Source organism: Actinoplanes sp. 13, from assembly GCF_056134165.1.
Window position 1 is genome coordinate 111,697 of record NZ_JBVYOQ010000012.1, and the last position, 14,528, is coordinate 126,224.

The following is a 14,528-nucleotide window of genomic DNA, read 5'->3' on the forward strand; positions in this document are numbered from 1 at the left end:
CGCGTACCCCCGCAGGGGTTCTGTGGCGCACGGCAAGCTTGCCGTGCGCCACATGCGTGCGAGGTGACTAGGTCCGCTCGGCGGCGGACGCCGCCCACGCCTCGTCGGCGGCCTTCTTCAGCGCCATGCCGTCCCTGCCGTTGTAGCGGACCAGCTTGGGCAGCGCCGCGGCCAGGGCCAGGGTGCCGGCCACGCAGAGCACGCCGCCGGCCCAGATGGAGCCGGAGATGCCGAGCGAGGTCCGGGCCATCGCCCCGGCGCGGAGCTGGCCGAGCAGAGGGCCGGTGGTGTACGAGAGCATCTCGATGCCGGCCAGGCGCCCGCGCAGGTGGTCGGGGATGGTCTGGTTCCAGATGATCATGCGGAAGATGCCGGAGATCATGTCCGCGGCGCCGGCGAAGGCCAGGCAGAACAGGGTCAGCCACAGAGTCTCGGAGAGGCCGACGCCGATGATGCCGACGCCCCAGAAACCGGCGGCGACAAGCACCATGAGGCCGTGCCGGTGCACCCGCCCGGTCCAGCCGGAACCGAACGTGGCGAGCAGCGAGCCGACCGCCGGGGCGGCGTAGAGCAGGCCGAGCACCTGCGGGCCGCCGAGCTTGGTGGCCAGGAACGGGTAGAGGGCCGACGGCATGCCGAAGAACATCGCGTTGATGTCGACCAGGTAGGTGCCGAGCAGCTCGGGACGGGACCTGGCGTACCGCAGGCCGGTGACGACGCTGCGCAGCGACGGGCGGTCGGCGGCCGGGGGCGGGGGGACGGCCCGGACCAGGCTCAGGCAGACCAGCGAGACGGCGAAGGTCAGCAGGTCGAACGCGTACACCCAGGCCAGGTCGAAGCTGGCCACCAGGATGCCGGCCAGCGGCATGCCGAGGAGCTGGGCGAACTGCATGCCCATCGACTGCAACGCCATGGTGGCCGGCAACTCCTCCGGCTTCACCAGGCGCGGGATCATCGAGTCCAGCGCGGGACGCTGCAGGCCGGCGACCGCGGCGGTGAGGAACGCCGCCACGTAGAGCAGCCACAGATGCGGGGTCTCGGCGAGCGAGTTGACCAGCAGGATGCCGCAGATCAGCGCGAGCATCGCCTCGCTTGCCCGGACCAGGACGCGGCGGTCGATGTAGTCGGCGAGCGCGCCGCCGACGAACGACATGATCAGCAGTGGGGCCAGCTCGCAGACGCCGATCAGGCCGACCATCAGCGGGTCGTTGGTCAGCTCCGCCACCTGGAACGGGATGGTGACATAGCTGATGAACGAGCCGAACGCCGTCACCACGCCACCGGTGAAGACGAGCCGGAAATCCCGGGAGGTGCGCAGCGGGGTGAGGTCCAGCGCGAAGCGGCGTTTACGGGATGTCACGTCGGGCCATCCTGCCTCGGACGGCCCGGGCGCGCATCGCGATTTTCGTTACTTCATGACGAGCCGGCCGGTGCTCCGGAAGGTGGCCAGGTCGGCCAGCGCCTCGTCGATGATGAACGACTTCGGGCCGGGCAGGGCGTCCAGCGCGAAGAAGCCGGCGTCCACGCTCTCGTCGGTCTGCCGGAGCAGCTCACCCTCCCAGCTGTCCACCACGAACGTCATCAGCACCTGCTGGTAGGTGTGCTGGTATTCGTTCGTGTAGGTGTACGCCGTGTAGAACGCGTACGGCGTGAGCGCGGTCGCCCGGAGCCCGGTCTCCTCCCACAGCTCCCGGACCGCGCACTCCTGCATGCTCTCGCCGAGCTCCATCGCGCCGGCCGGGATGGCCCAGCGCAGGTTGTCGGAGCGCTGGATCAGCAGCAGCCGGTCCTGCTCGTCGAACACCACGGTCCGTGCCCCGACGAAGAAGATCGTGTCGGTGTCGCCGACGCTCGCCCGCACTCGGCCCAGGTAAGACTCTGCCCACGTCAATGCCACACGGCGAGCCTAGCTAGGCGCTCTTGCGAGCTGCGGGCGCCTTCTTGGCCGCGGGTGCCTTCTTCGTGGCGGTGGTCTTCTTCGCAGCGGCCTTCTTGGCGGGTGCCTTCTTCGCGGGTGCCTTCTTCGCCGGGGCCGGCGCGTCCTCCTCGCCACGGGCCTTGCGGGCCCGCTCCACCGAGGCCTTGAGCGCCGCCATCAGGTCGATCGCCGCGGCCGGCTCCTCGTCGGCCTCGTCCGGCTGCACCACCTCACGGCCCTCGACCTTGGCGTCGATGACCTCCTGGAGCGCGGCCCGGTAGTTGTCGGTGAAGTCGTCAGCCTTGAAGCTGCCGGCCATCGAGTCGATCAGAGAACTCGCCATGGCCAGCTCGGCGGGGCGGGTCTCGATGTCCTCGTCCAGGAAACCGAAGTCCGGGGTGCGCACCTCGTCCGGCCACATCATGGTGTTGAGGACCAGCACGTCGTCGCGGACCCGCAGGGTGGCCAGCTGCTCCCGCTGGCGGATCGCGATCTTCACGATCGCCACCCGGTCGGCGTCCCGCAGCGCGTCACGGAGCAGCACGTACGGCTTGGCGGCCTGCCCCTCGGGCTCCAGGTAGTACGACTTGGCGAACAGGATCGGGTCGATCTGCTCGGCCGGCACGAACTCCAGCACGTCGATCGCACGGGAGGTGCTCAACGGCAGGTCGGCGAAGTCCTCGTCGGTGAGGATCACCATCTCGCCACCGCCGATGTCGTACCCCTTGGCGATGTCGTCGTAGCTGACCACCTCGCCGTCGACCGAGCAGGTGCGCTGATATTTGATCCGGCCGCCGTCGGTGCGGTGCACCTGGTGGAAACGGATGTCCTTCTCCTCGGTCGCCGAGTACAGCTTCACGGCGATCGACACCAGGCCGAAGGAGACCGCGCCTTTCCAGATCGCTCGCATGTTCGACTCCTCATCGAGATCGAGTGTCCGGACCCCTGATCAGAATGGCATTAGTGAGACGCCTGCGTAAGGTGAACGCTTCTGCCTATGGTGATCGGGTGCCGGGTACGCCCCTGTCTCCGATGCTCGCGACCACGGGCGGACTGCCGGTGGGCCCGGACTGGAGCTACGAGTTCAAATGGGACGGTGTCCGCGTTCTCGCACTCTTCGCCGGCGGTCCACCGGAGCTGTTCGCCCGCTCCGGAGCGGTGGTGACCGCGGCCTACCCGGAGATCGCCGACCTGCACCTGCCGGAAGGCACCCTGCTGGACGGCGAGATGGTGGTCCTGGACACCCGGGGGCGGCCGTCGTTCACCGCGCTGGCCGAACGGATGCACGTGCGGGAACGACACCGGGCGGCCCGGCTGGCGGCCACCCTGCCGGTCACCTACATGGTGTTCGACCTGCTCTTCCAGAACGGGATCGACTACACCCACCTGCCCTACCTGGCCCGCCGGGAACGCCTGGAGGAACTCGACCTGGCCGGCACCCGCTGGATGGTGCCGCCGTCGTTCGGTGACGGGCCGGCCACCGCGGCCGCCGCCCGGGAGAACCACCTCGAGGGCGTCATCGCCAAGCGCACACACTCGGTGTACCTGCCCGGACAGCGCTCCCCGGACTGGGTGAAGGTGAAGTTCGACCAGACCGGCGACTACGTGATCGGCGGCTGGCGTCCGGGCGCCCGCAAGCTGGGCGGGCTGCTGGTGGGCGTACCGACCCCGCGGGGCCTGGCCTTCCGTGGACGGGTCGGCGGCGGGATCGGCGCAGCCCGGGAGAAGGAGCTGCTAGCACGGCTGGAACCGCTCGCGATCGGGGAGTCGCCGTTCGTGCCGGGCGCGGTGCCGCGTGAGGATTCACGCGGGGCGCACTGGGTACGACCGGAACTGGTCGCCGAGATCCGGTACGGCAACCAGACGCCCGACCGGCGGCTTCGGTTCCCCCGGTTCCTCCGGTTGCGGGACGACAAGATGCCCGAGGAGTGTGCCGAGGATGCCCCGTGATCGGTTCCTGACCCGGGTCGACGGCCGCGACCTCGAGGTCTCCAACCTCGACAAGGTGATGTACCCGGCGGCCGGGTTCACCAAGGGCGAGGTGATCGACTACTACACCCGGATCGCGCCGGTGATGCTGCCGCACCTGCGGGACCGGGCGGCGACCCGGATCCGATATCCCAACGGCGTCGAGGGCATGCACTTCTTCGAGAAGAACAAGCCCGGCGGCACCCCCGACTGGGTCCGCCTGGAGACGCTGCCGGTGCCCGGATCGACGAAGAGCCGGGAGACCATCGAGTTCGTCGTCGTCGACGACCTGCCCACGCTGGTCTGGCTGGCCAACCTGGCGGCGCTCGAACTGCACACCCCGCAGTGGCGGATCGGCGCCCACCCCGACCTCATGGTGGTCGACCTGGACCCGGGCGCGCCGGCCGGGCTCAAGGAGTGCTGCGCGGTCGCCACACTGATGCGGGACCGGCTCGCCGAGGACGGGATCGAGGCATATCCGAAGACGTCCGGGAAGAAGGGCATGCAACTGTGCTGCCCGATCTCCGGCACACAGGATTCGGAAGTCGTCTCGTCGTACGCCAAAAAGGTGGCCGAGGAGCTGGCGGCGATGGTGCCCGGCTCGATCACCGCGAAGATGGCCAAGGCCGTCCGGCCGGGCAAAATTTTCATCGACTGGAGCCAGAACAACGCGGCCAAGACCACCGTCACGCCGTATTCGCTGCGTGCGGGCGCGGAGCCGACCGCGTCGACGCCGCTGACCTGGGACGAGGTCATGGCGATGGGCACCGGTGAGCTGGCGGCGCGGCAGTTCGGCGCGGCCGAGGCGCTGGACCGCGTGGATGAGCACGGCGATCTGCTGGCCGGCGCGCTCAGCGGTGGACCGGCCGTCCCGGATTGATCAACACCGGTATGGTGCGCCGGTGGGTATCTCCCGTGGCGCCGCGATCGCGACCCTGACGACGTCTCTGCTCCTCGCCGGCATCGTGCCGGCCTCCGCCGCCCTGACCGAGCCGGACACCACGGAACCGGTCGTGACCAGCACCGGGCTCACCGCCGGCGAACTGCTGCGCCGGCAGCCCACGTTCACCCCGGTCTTCACCGACGACACCGGTGTGGTGATGGTCGAGATCCTGGTCGACGGCGTCTCCAACCGGATGCACTCGATCCAGGGCGGCACGCCGCGACAGCTGCACGCCTGGCTTGCCGACGTGCCGGACGGCAGCGAGGTGGACCTGACCGTCCGCGCCTACGACGCGGCCCGCAACTTCGGCGAGCTCACCACCCGGGTGCGGGCCGACAGCGTCGCGCCGCAGGCCACCTTCTCGCCCGGCACCGAGGTGGTGCTCGGCGGTGGCGTCACCACGATCGTCGTGACCGAGACCTCGGCCGACACGGCGTCGATCGTGCTGCGCGAGGCGGGCGTGGAGAAGAGCCGGGCCACCGCGGCGCCGTGGGAGCTGCGGTGGGACACCCCGGACCGGGCTTCGTTCGGGTCGGTCACGCTTGTCGTCACCGACCGGGCCGGGAACGCGACCCACTACGACCGGGGCTACCAGCTCGACACCGCCGGCCCGAAGATCGAGGCGAGCACCAACTGGATCCGGGAGGTCGTGGGCGCGGGTCGCGCCACGATGGGCGTCGTCGCCGACGACCCCGCGGACGTCGCGCGCATCGAGTGGTGGGTCGACGGAGCGCTGCGGGGGACCGGCGCGGGAATCAGCCACGACTTCGGCCGGGTGAGCCGGACCGTTCCGGTGCAGGTGCGGGCGTTCGACGCGATCGGCAACGTCACGGCGCTGAACCGGCAGGTCCGCGTCGACGCGACGGGCCCGGCGGTCAGCTGGGTCGCACCCGCGCCGGGCGCCCTGCTGCGCGGGTCGTGGATCTCGAGCACGGTCCGGGCCACCGACTCCGCCGGCATCAGCCGGGCCAACCTGAACGGCTGGGACGCGACGCCGGGCAACGTGAACCGGCGCTCCGTGCGGTTCGGCGAGGGCCGGGCCACGCTGACCTGGATCGTCTACGACGGGTTGCTGAACACCACGACGCTCCGGCGCACCGTGACCGTGGACAACACCCGCCCGGCGGTCAAGGTGACCCGGGCGCCGAAGAACAAGGCCAAGGTCAAGGGCACGGTCACGGTCGTGGCGGCGGCGAGCGACCGGAACGGGATCGCCCGGGTCGAGCTGCTGATCAACGGCAAGGTGGTGGCCCGCGACCACCGGTCGGCGTACCAGTTCTCGATCAGCACGAAGAAGTACGGCAAGAAGATCAAGGTCCAGGTGCGGGCGTACGACAAAGCCGGCTGGGTGACCACGACGGCCGCGCGGACCTGGTCCCGCTGACCACCCGGTGACCGTGGATGGGCCAGACTGGGGCGCATGACTGACGCGACCGGTCCCCGCGTGCCCGCGTACCGGCGGATCGCGGCAGATCTGGCCGCCAGGATCAAGGCGGGGGAGTACCGGCCGGGCGACGCCCTTCCGGCGCAACGCGACCTCAGCTCGCGGTACGGCGTAACGCTGATGACCCTGCGCCAGGCCCTCCAGCAGCTCCGGGACGACGGGCTGATCGTGCAACAGGCCGGTCGTGGCACGTTCGTCGCACCGGCCCAGGCCGCCTACCGGGTCGACACGCTGCGCAGCTTCGTCGACGACCTGCGGGAACAGGGGCACGAGGTGTCGACCGAGGTGCTGGAGGCGGTCCTGGAGCCGGCATCCGGCACCACCGGGCCGGCGCTGCGGCTGGTGCGTCTGCGCCGGCTGGGTGGTCGGCCGGCCATCCACCAGACTTCCTGGGTACGACCTCCGCACGGCGCCGCGGTCTCCGGTGACGACTTCCGGGTCACGTCGCTCTACGCCGCGCTCGCCGCGGCGGGCGTGACGATCGTGCGGGCGTCCGAGCGGATCGTCCCCGGCCTGCTCGACGAAAACGTCGCGCGACATCTCGGGCAGCCGGCGGGCGGGGCGGTGTTCATCAGCGAACGGACCACCTTCGCCATCGACGATCAGCCGGTGGTGGTGGACCGGGCGGTCATCCTGGGCGAGCTGATGGAGATCCGGGCCGAGCGGGCGGCGACCCGGCTCTCACTGCAGTGGGTGGCGGGCTAGCGTCTGTCCCGCGGCGGCGACCTTTGCGTCGATCATGGCTTGTCCGGCCGGGGTGAAGGCGCCACGCGGGATGCCGGTCTGCATCGCGCCGTGCTTGACCAGCCAGACCTCGCGGTGCCGGCGGGCCCAGGACAGCCCCGACCACTTCAGGGTGGAGTCGCTGGACGCCGTCACGATCCGGATGTCCGCGTCGGTGATCTCGTAACGGACCGGGTGGGCGTACAGATCGCGCTGAGTCCGCCACGTGATGACCGCGAGCAGTTCCGGCATGGCGACCGCGAAGACGGCCCCCGCGATGATCACGACGAGCTGGGTGGTGACCCCGCGCATCGACATGCTCAGCACGGCCAGCGGGACGACGACCAGGGCGGCGACCCGCACGCCGATCACCCGCTTGCGGCCGAACGCTTCCAGCGCCATCCGCCGGACCAGGGGATAGCCGAATCGGAATTCACCGATGATGTGCATGCCGGGAGTATCCCAACCAAACGATCTTGGTGGGGGGCGGGGCCACGGCGTAATCTGCACGCCGATCATCGATGCCTGGATTGGCGGGGAAGCATGGCCACGCTCGCACTGGACCTGAAGCACCCGGCGTCCGCGTTCCTCTACAACGCGACGACGCCCCGGATCTTCATCGACGGCACGCAGGTGCCGAACGCCGGCTGGGGACAGAACATGGTCCCGGTGGCGCCCGGCCCGCACCGGGTGGAGATCTACGTGCCGTACGTCATGCCGCGCAAAGCCGGCCGTGCCGCCCTCGACCTCACCGTCCCCGAGGCAGGCGTCTCCCTGGAATACATGGCGCCGACTGTCACTTACGCCCGCGGCTCGCTCGGCGCCCCCGGTCAGCAGAAGTCGACCGGGCTGCGGACCATCCACACCCTGAACATCGTGGTCATCGCGCTCGTGGTGATCGGCGTGGTGGTGGCCCGCTTCCTCTAGAGGTCTGTCCCGCGGGACAGACCCCTAGTCCACGCTGGGCAGCGGCGGCCCGAGGACGTCGTCGGCGTCCACGATCGTGTAGGCGTACCCCTGCTCGGCGAGGAAGCGCTGGCGGTGAGCCGCGTACTCGGTGTCGATGGTGTCCCGGGAGACCACGGTGTAGAAGTGCGCCTGCCGCCCGTCACCCTTCGGCCGCAGCACCCGGCCGAGCCGTTGCGCCTCCTCCTGACGTGAGCCGAACGTGCCGGACACCTGGATCGCCACCGCCGCCTCCGGCAGGTCGATCGAGAAGTTGCCCACCTTCGACAGCACCAGGGTCCGCAACGACCCGTCGCGGAACGCGTCGAAGAGCCGCTCCCGCTCCTTGTTCGTCGTCGAACCCTGCACGATCGGCGCGTCGAGATAGTCGCCGAGCTCGTGCAGCTGATCGAGGAAACCACCGATGACCAGCACCTGCTCGCCCGGGTGCTTCTGCACGAGCGCCTTGACCACGGGCAGCTTGGTGCGGGCGGTCGCCGCCACCCGGTAGCGCTCCTCGGCCTCGGTCACCGCGTACGCCATCCGCTCCGCCTCGGTGAGCGTGACGCGCACCTCGACACACTCGGCCGGGGCGATCCAGCCCTGCGCCTCGATGTCCTTCCACGGCGCGTCGTACCGCTTCGGGCCGATCAGCGAGAACACGTCGCCCTCGCGGCCGTCCTCACGCACCAGCGTCGCGGTGAGGCCGAGCCGGCGGCGGGCCTGCAGGTCGGCGGTGAACCGGAAGATCGGCGCGGGCAGCAGGTGCACCTCGTCGTAGACGACCAGGCCCCAGTCTCGCGCGCCGAACAGGTCCAGGTGGGTGAAGGCGCCACCGCGGCGCGAGGTGAGCACCTGGTAGGTCGCGATGGTGACCGGCCGGATCTCCTTGCGCTCGCCGCTGTACTCCCCGATCTCCTCCTCGGTGAGCGTGGTGCGGGCGAGCAGCTCCCGCTTCCACTGGCGGCCGGCCACCGTGTTGGTGACCAGGATCAGCGTGGTCGCCTTCGCGGTGGCCATCGCGGCCGCCCCGACCAGCGTCTTACCGGCGCCGCAGGGCAGCACGACCACCCCCGAGCCCCCGGCCCAGAAACCGTCCACGGCCTCCTGCTGGTAGGAGCGCAGGTTCCAGCCGTCCTGCCGTAGGGCGATCTCGTGCGCCTCGCCGTCCACGTAACCGGCCAGGTCCTCGGCCGGCCAGCCGAGCTTCAGCAGCGCCTGCTTGAGCCGGCCCCGCTCCGAGCCGTGCACCGCGATGGTCTCGTCGTCGATCCGCGCGCCGAGCATGCCGGCCAGCTTCTTCGACTTCGCCACCTCGATCAGTACGAACTTGTCGAGGCCGCGCAGGACCAGCCCGTGATTCGGGTCGTTCAGCAGCTGCAGCCGTCCGTACCGGTCCATCGTGTCGGCGACGTCGACGAGCAGGGCGTGCGGCACCGGGTAACGGGAGAACTTGATCAGCGCGTCGACCACGCTCTCCGCGTCGTGCCCGGCCGCTCGGGAGTTCCACAACCCCAGAGGGGTCAGCCGATAGGTGTGGACGTGCTCCGGGGACCGCTCCAGCTCGGCGAAGGGCGCGATCGCCATCCGGCACGCCTGGGCGTCCGGGTGATCCACCTCCAGGAGCAGGGTCTTGTCCGACTGCACGATCAGTGGTCCGCTGCTCACCCGTACACCTCTCTGTGCCGTTTGCATCCGGCAGAAAGCCGACCATCCAGTCTGCCACGAAATCCGATGCAACGTTTTCGGCCGCCTTCACGTGTAACTCGTGACGGGTGTGCTGGGTCGTGCATCAAACGGGGGTGCACGATCCAGCGCGCCGAATCAGCCGACCAGCGCGTGGGGACTTCGGGTCAGATCCGCACCCGAAGTCCCCACGCTGGAATTGCCCACAACGGTGAGAGGCCGCTTACTCCTCGGTGACCGCCGCGGTGATGCGGTGCAGGGCGAACGTGTGCAGGCTCTCGCCGCGCTCGTCCTCGGCCCGCAGGTAACCCGCGCTCAGCGACACCGGCCGGACCAGGCGCGACAGCGTGGCGCCGTGCGAGTCCACGTACCCCACCCAGACCTTCGCCTTGTCCCGCACCGCCTGCTGGAGCACCGCCATGGCCTGCGAATGCTGCTGCACCGCGGTCAGCCCGGGCACCGCCTGCCCCTGCGCGGCGCGCACGGTGACCGGGGCACGCCGGGCCGCGCGGGTGGCGATGTCGCCGCGCCGCAGCTGTTCGACGACGCCGGCCAGGCGGGGGCCGGCCAGGGCCGGCGGGCCGGACGGTTCGGCGATCCTGGGGGTACGGGTGGGCGCGCGCCGGGCTTTCGGCCGGGAGAGCATGGTCGCGCCGCCGACGTCCTCGGCCACCGGGGCGTAACCGGCCTCCCGCAGCACGCCCAGCAGCCGGGCCACCGGCCGTGGGCTGACCAGCACGGTCGGCGCGATCCGGCGCAGGTCCGCCGAGCCGGCCCGCTTGTCCGCGAGCACCTCGGTGAGCAGCGCCTCGTCGTCGCTGCGCAGATAGGAGCCGGCCGAGCCGCTGCGCAGGCCGCCGTGCTTGCGGGCGGTGTCGTCGATCAGGTAGGTCAGCGTCTGCGGCACCGGTGTGCGGGACCGGCGGCGGAAGAGCGTGTGCAGGTCGTCGGCGCGGTAACCGACGTCCAGGGCGCGCCGCAGGCTGGCCGGGGTGACCCGGAAGACGCTCGCGCCGCCCGCGGACTCCGGCTCGGCGATGTCGTCCAGTTCGGCGGCCAGTTCCGGCTCCGGCGGGCCGGGCACGACCACGGTGAGGTCCGCCTGCACCAGGAAATGGTCCACCGGGGCGGGCACCAGCTGGTCCAGCGCGTGGACCGCGTCGGCGGGCGCGTCCTCCGGATGCACCCCGAGCGGGTCACCCTCGTCCGGTTCGTCGCCTGCGAGAAGGAGACGGGCGTACGACGTCAGGGCTCCCAGCCCGGTGATCCCGAGCAATGCGGCGCCGGTGAGCGCGTCCCGGTGTGAGCCCTCCCGGCCACGGGCCCGGCGGGGCGCCTGCCAGGCCAGCAGCGCGAGCAGGTCGTCGGCGGACGGCGCGGCGCCCTGTTCCAGGCCGGCGAGGGCGTCCAGCGCCTCCCGGCGGGCCTGCGGCGCCCCGGCCCGTTCCGCGTCCGGTGCCAGTGCGTTGATCGGGCGGTCCCGTTCGTCGCGGCGGCCGATCAGTCCGGTCTGCCGGGTCATCGCCAGCCACGCCCGGGCCAGCACCGCCCAGCGGTGCGCGACGCCGGTGGCCTTCCACAGGTCGTACGCCCCGGTGGGCAGGAAGACGTCCTGGGCGCCGGTGGACCGGCCGGCGCTCAGCTCGGACTCGCCGAGCAGGCCGGCCGCGTACGCCACCTCGATCAGCAGTGCGGCGGACGGTTCGTCGTAGCCGGCCGCGCGGGCCAGCCGCCGGAGGTCGCGAACGCCCAGGCCGCCGGTGCGCAGGACCGGGGCGGCTTCGGCGGCCAGCGCGTCGAGGATCGCCTCGGTGGCGCGTACCGCCTCCATGACCTGTCCGGTCCCGGCGGAGTCGGCGGCCTTGCGGTCGCGCATCGGGGCGTCCGGGACGGGCGGGAACGGGCGCAGCGGACCCAGCGGACCGGTCTCGCGGCGCAGCAGCATGCCGACCTCGCGGGGCAGCTCGACCAGCTCGCCGTCGCCCCGGGGCGCCCGGCCGGCCTCGGAGACCGGGACCAGGATGTGCTGCTCGACGAGCCAGCGCACCGGCTCGGCGACCGACTCCCGGTTGAGGGCCCCGATCGGGGGACCCGCCGCCAGGCGCTCCAGCACCGCGCGGGCCCCGGGCGGTGCGGCCAGCACGGTGCGCCGCAGCTTGGCGCCGTCCGCCACGAGGATGGCGGCGTGCACGTCCAGGTAGTCGGCCGGCCGGCCGAGCCCGGCCGGGTAGGGCGAGGTGACCTCGTCGACGGCGCCGACGACCTGGAGGGCTTCCGGCGGGCCGTGCAGCAGGAAGCGGGCGCGCAGGCGGTCGATCGCCGCGTGCACCTGGTCGGCGGCGACCCCGGCGGTCAGCTCCAGGATCGCGTCCACCGAGGTCAGGGCGGTGTCGGAGGCCCGGCTGAGCCGGGCGGCGTCGAGGACCAGCAGGGTGAACTCGTCGAGCGCGTCCAGGCAGCGGGCGACCGAGTTACGCGACTGGGCGCGGACAGCGAGAGCCGAGATGTCGGCGGGCACCGGCACGACGAGGTCGGGGCGCAGCTGTATGAGCGCGCCCAGTGCTTCGTCGGGGAGCGACCGGAGTTGATCGGCGAATGTGGTGGCCATCGTCTTCAACGCTAACGTTCATGGGACGATGGTGGTGGGTCCGGGCGTGGCCGGGCCCCGATCGCGAGGAGGAAAGAAAGTGGCGTCACAGGCCAAGAAGCAGGCTCCGGAGAAGAGGGAGGCCGCTGTCGAGGGCCACCTCGAGGTCTCCGAGCTGCTCTCCGACCGTCCCGCCGCTCCGTCGCCGTTCGGTGACGACCAGACCTTCCCGCTGCCGGTGGAGCGCCTGACCTACAAGTACACGATGGGGCAATGAGCGCGGCGGTCGGTTTCGACCTGGACATGACCCTGATCGACTCCCGGCCGGGCATCCGGGCCGCCTATCGGGCGCTCACCGCGCGGACCGGGGTGCACGTCGACGCGGACCTGGCGGCGTCCCGGCTCGGCCCGCCGTTGCGCACCGAGCTGGGCCACTGGTTCCCGCCCGAGGAGCTCGAGGCGGCCGTCACGACCTACCGCGCGCTGTACCCGGAGTACGCGATCGTCCCGACCGTCCCGACTGCCGGCGCCGTCGCGGCGCTGGAGGCGGTCCACGCGGCCGGTCTCCGCGTGGTCGTGGTGACCTCGAAACTGGGCCGGCTGGCCCGTCTGCACCTGGATCATCTGGGTCTGCGCGCCGACGAGCTGGCCGGCGACCTGTTCGCCGAGGGCAAGGCGACCGCGCTGGCCGAGCACGGCGTGCAGTGGTTCGTGGGTGATCACGTGGCGGACATGGTGGCCGCCCGCACTGCCGGGATCCCGGGTATCGGGGTGACCACCGGTCCCTGCTCCGAGCAGGAGCTGCGTGATGCCGGCGCGTCGTGGGTGCTGCCCGACCTCACCGGGTTCCCGGAGCTGCTGGCCGAGATTGCAGTTGGGTCCCGGCCCGGTCCTGGATAGCCTTGCCGTGAGCAGTTGTGTCCATTGAGTGAAGTTGAGGTCAGCGGTGCCCACGGGTCGAGTGAAGTGGTACGACGCTACGAAGGGATTCGGGTTCGTCACCAGTGATGAGGGTGGTGACGTGTTCCTGCCCAAGGGCGCGCTGCCGGCGGGGGTCACCGACCTCAAGACGGGTCAGCGGATCGAGTTCGGTGTCGTGGACAGCCGCAAGGGCGCCCAGGCGCTCGGCGTGAAGCTGCTGGACGCTCCGCCGTCGCTGACCGAGCTGCGCCGCCGCCCGGCGGACGAGCTGGCCAGCATGATCGAGGACATGATCAAGGTGCTGGAGAGCCAGGTGCAGCCCGCGTTGCAGCGGGGCCGTTACCCGGACAAGAAGAGCGCGCAGAAGATCGCTCAGATCGTCCACGCCGTCGCCCGCGAGCTTGAGGTTTAGAGCGACCGGAACGGCTGGACCCTAGGTGTGAGACCCGCCGCCGCCGCGCGCCCGAGCAGGGCGTCGGCGGCGGCGAGTCCTTCTTCGCCCAGGTCGAGGGTGAACTCGTTGACGTAGAGCTCGATGTGCTGCCGAACCACCTCGGGTTCCATCTCCTGCGCGTTGGCCAGGATGAAGTCGGCACTGGCGGCCGGGTCGAGCCAGCCGCGGCGCAGCGAGTCGCGGACCCATTCGGTGGCTTCGGCGGGGTCGACAGTGCCGCGCTTGGCCAGGATGGCGCCGAGCGGGATCGGCAGGCCGGTGTCCTTCTCCCACCACTCGCCGAGGTCGGCCAGGGCGGTCAGGCCGTACCGCTGATAGGTGAAACGGGCCTCGTGGATGACCAGGCCGGCGTCGAACCGGCCGTCGGCGACGCCCGGCATGATCTGGTGGAACGGCACGACCTCGATCCGGGCCGGCGGGGTGTCGGCCGCCCAGAGGCGGAACAGCAGGTACGCCGTGGTCCGGTCACCGGGCACGGCCACGGTCGCGCCGGTCAGGCCGGTCCGGTCCCGGGTCAGCACCAGCGGTCCGCAACCCCGGCCGAGCGCGCCGCCGCAGGGCAGCAGCTGGTAATCGTCGAGCAGCCACGGCAGCGCCGCGTAGCTCACCTTGACCAGGTCGAACGCGCCGTTCTCGGCTGCGGTGTTGGTCACGTCCACATCGGCGAAGGTGAGGTCGACCGGGGGAGCGCCGGGCACCAGCCCGTGGATGAGCGCGTGGAACACGAAGGTGTCGTTAGGGCACGGGGAGACTGCCAGGGAGAGCGCCACGGTTTCACGCTAGCCGCGTCCGGGGATGAGTGGCTCGTCGCCCCGCTGTCCAGCTCCACACACCCGGCTATGCGAAAGAAAAAAGATTCATCTTCGCCTCTAGATCTCTGGTGTGACGCTTCTTACACTCGCCTTTGTTGGATCAGATGATCGATCAAAGGGGGTGTCC

General features: G+C 71.0%; 15 protein-coding genes. 8 read left to right on the top strand and 7 right to left on the bottom strand.

Annotated elements, in window-relative coordinates:
- Positions 1 to 67 precede the first annotated feature (67 nt).
- Genes AC0NH5_RS23395 through ku form a run of 3 tightly spaced genes read right to left on the bottom strand, consistent with a single transcriptional unit; the run spans position 68 to position 2,828 of the window.
- On the bottom strand, positions 68 to 1,360 hold the full coding sequence (locus AC0NH5_RS23395; protein ID WP_474407374.1) for an MFS transporter: 1,293 nt from the start codon (positions 1,358 to 1,360) through the stop codon (positions 68 to 70).
- Between the two features lie 48 nt (positions 1,361 to 1,408).
- Positions 1,409 to 1,897 carry an NUDIX domain-containing protein gene (locus tag AC0NH5_RS23400; protein WP_474407376.1) on the bottom strand — a complete coding sequence of 163 codons (489 nt, stop codon included), beginning with the start codon at positions 1,895 to 1,897 and terminating at the stop codon, positions 1,409 to 1,411.
- Positions 1,898 to 1,910: 13 nt separating this feature from the next.
- A complete protein-coding gene (ku, locus tag AC0NH5_RS23405; protein ID WP_474407378.1) occupies positions 1,911 to 2,828 on the bottom strand; it encodes a non-homologous end joining protein Ku in 918 nt (305 codons plus the stop codon).
- 98 nt (positions 2,829 to 2,926) lie between these two features.
- Between ku and ligD (AC0NH5_RS23410) the strand changes: the two genes are divergently transcribed.
- The 4 genes from ligD (AC0NH5_RS23410) to AC0NH5_RS23425 are packed head-to-tail and all read left to right on the top strand — an operon-like array spanning position 2,927 to position 6,978.
- Positions 2,927 to 3,868, top strand: coding sequence for a non-homologous end-joining DNA ligase (gene ligD / locus AC0NH5_RS23410; protein ID WP_474407381.1), 942 nt, complete (start codon positions 2,927 to 2,929; stop codon positions 3,866 to 3,868).
- On the top strand, positions 3,858 to 4,766 hold the full coding sequence (ligD, locus tag AC0NH5_RS23415) for a non-homologous end-joining DNA ligase (RefSeq protein ID WP_474407383.1): 909 nt from the start codon (positions 3,858 to 3,860) through the stop codon (positions 4,764 to 4,766). The genes ligD (AC0NH5_RS23410) and ligD (AC0NH5_RS23415) overlap by 11 nt, the downstream gene beginning before the upstream one ends.
- A gap of 22 nt (positions 4,767 to 4,788) precedes the next feature.
- On the top strand, positions 4,789 to 6,213 hold the full coding sequence (locus AC0NH5_RS23420; protein WP_474407386.1) for an Ig-like domain-containing protein: 1,425 nt from the start codon (positions 4,789 to 4,791) through the stop codon (positions 6,211 to 6,213).
- A 36-nt stretch (positions 6,214 to 6,249) separates the two neighbouring features.
- Positions 6,250 to 6,978 (top strand): GntR family transcriptional regulator, encoded by a 729-nt coding sequence (locus AC0NH5_RS23425; protein WP_474407389.1) that lies wholly within the window; start codon positions 6,250 to 6,252, stop codon positions 6,976 to 6,978.
- Here AC0NH5_RS23425 and AC0NH5_RS23430 read toward each other — a convergent pair.
- A complete protein-coding gene (locus AC0NH5_RS23430; protein ID WP_474407391.1) occupies positions 6,955 to 7,446 on the bottom strand; it encodes a hypothetical protein in 492 nt (163 codons plus the stop codon). The two genes, AC0NH5_RS23425 and AC0NH5_RS23430, sit on opposite strands and share 24 nt — an antisense overlap.
- A gap of 93 nt (positions 7,447 to 7,539) precedes the next feature.
- Here AC0NH5_RS23430 and AC0NH5_RS23435 point away from each other — a divergent pair, with 93 nt between their 5' ends.
- Positions 7,540 to 7,923, top strand: coding sequence for a hypothetical protein (locus AC0NH5_RS23435; protein ID WP_474407394.1), 384 nt, complete (start codon positions 7,540 to 7,542; stop codon positions 7,921 to 7,923).
- A gap of 24 nt (positions 7,924 to 7,947) precedes the next feature.
- On the opposite strand, the gene AC0NH5_RS23440 is transcribed toward AC0NH5_RS23435, so the two are convergent.
- Complete coding sequence (locus AC0NH5_RS23440) at positions 7,948 to 9,609, bottom strand: DNA repair helicase XPB (RefSeq protein WP_474407397.1); 1,662 nt, start codon at positions 9,607 to 9,609, stop codon at positions 7,948 to 7,950.
- Positions 9,610 to 9,850: 241 nt separating this feature from the next.
- Positions 9,851 to 12,235: a helicase-associated domain-containing protein gene (locus AC0NH5_RS23445; protein ID WP_474407399.1), complete on the bottom strand. Its 2,385-nt coding sequence runs from the start codon at positions 12,233 to 12,235 to the stop codon at positions 9,851 to 9,853.
- Positions 12,236 to 12,314: 79 nt separating this feature from the next.
- Here AC0NH5_RS23445 and AC0NH5_RS23450 point away from each other — a divergent pair, with 79 nt between their 5' ends.
- From AC0NH5_RS23450 to AC0NH5_RS23460, 3 genes are read left to right on the top strand one after another with little or no spacing between them, the layout of a single operon-like run.
- A complete protein-coding gene (locus AC0NH5_RS23450; protein WP_474407402.1) occupies positions 12,315 to 12,491 on the top strand; it encodes a hypothetical protein in 177 nt (58 codons plus the stop codon).
- The gene (locus AC0NH5_RS23455; RefSeq protein WP_474407405.1) at positions 12,488 to 13,114 is read left to right on the top strand and encodes an HAD family hydrolase; all 627 of its coding nucleotides are present in this window, start codon (positions 12,488 to 12,490) and stop codon (positions 13,112 to 13,114) included. Before AC0NH5_RS23450 ends, AC0NH5_RS23455 begins: the two co-directional genes overlap by 4 nt.
- A gap of 46 nt (positions 13,115 to 13,160) precedes the next feature.
- A complete protein-coding gene (locus AC0NH5_RS23460; protein WP_474407408.1) occupies positions 13,161 to 13,547 on the top strand; it encodes a cold-shock protein in 387 nt (128 codons plus the stop codon).
- On the opposite strand, the gene AC0NH5_RS23465 is transcribed toward AC0NH5_RS23460, so the two are convergent.
- Positions 13,544 to 14,359 (bottom strand): 1,4-dihydroxy-6-naphthoate synthase, encoded by an 816-nt coding sequence (locus AC0NH5_RS23465; RefSeq protein WP_474407410.1) that lies wholly within the window; start codon positions 14,357 to 14,359, stop codon positions 13,544 to 13,546. The genes AC0NH5_RS23460 and AC0NH5_RS23465 overlap by 4 nt on opposite strands.
- Between the last annotated feature and the right edge of the window lie 169 nt (positions 14,360 to 14,528).

Bases quoted from the DNA above. Each gene is read 5' to 3' on its own strand.
- ku (WP_474407378.1), bottom strand. From the start codon at position 2,828: ATGCGAGCGATCTGGAAAGGCGCGGTCTCCTTCGGCCTGGTGTCGATC.
- ligD (WP_474407383.1), top strand. From the start codon at position 3,858: ATGCCCCGTGATCGGTTCCTGACCCGGGTCGACGGCCGCGACCTCGAG.
- AC0NH5_RS23425 (WP_474407389.1), top strand. From the start codon at position 6,250: ATGACTGACGCGACCGGTCCCCGCGTGCCCGCGTACCGGCGGATCGCG.
- AC0NH5_RS23430 (WP_474407391.1), bottom strand. From the start codon at position 7,446: ATGCACATCATCGGTGAATTCCGATTCGGCTATCCCCTGGTCCGGCGG.
- AC0NH5_RS23435 (WP_474407394.1), top strand. From the start codon at position 7,540: ATGGCCACGCTCGCACTGGACCTGAAGCACCCGGCGTCCGCGTTCCTC.
- AC0NH5_RS23445 (WP_474407399.1), bottom strand. From the start codon at position 12,235: ATGGCCACCACATTCGCCGATCAACTCCGGTCGCTCCCCGACGAAGCA.
- AC0NH5_RS23455 (WP_474407405.1), top strand. From the start codon at position 12,488: ATGAGCGCGGCGGTCGGTTTCGACCTGGACATGACCCTGATCGACTCC.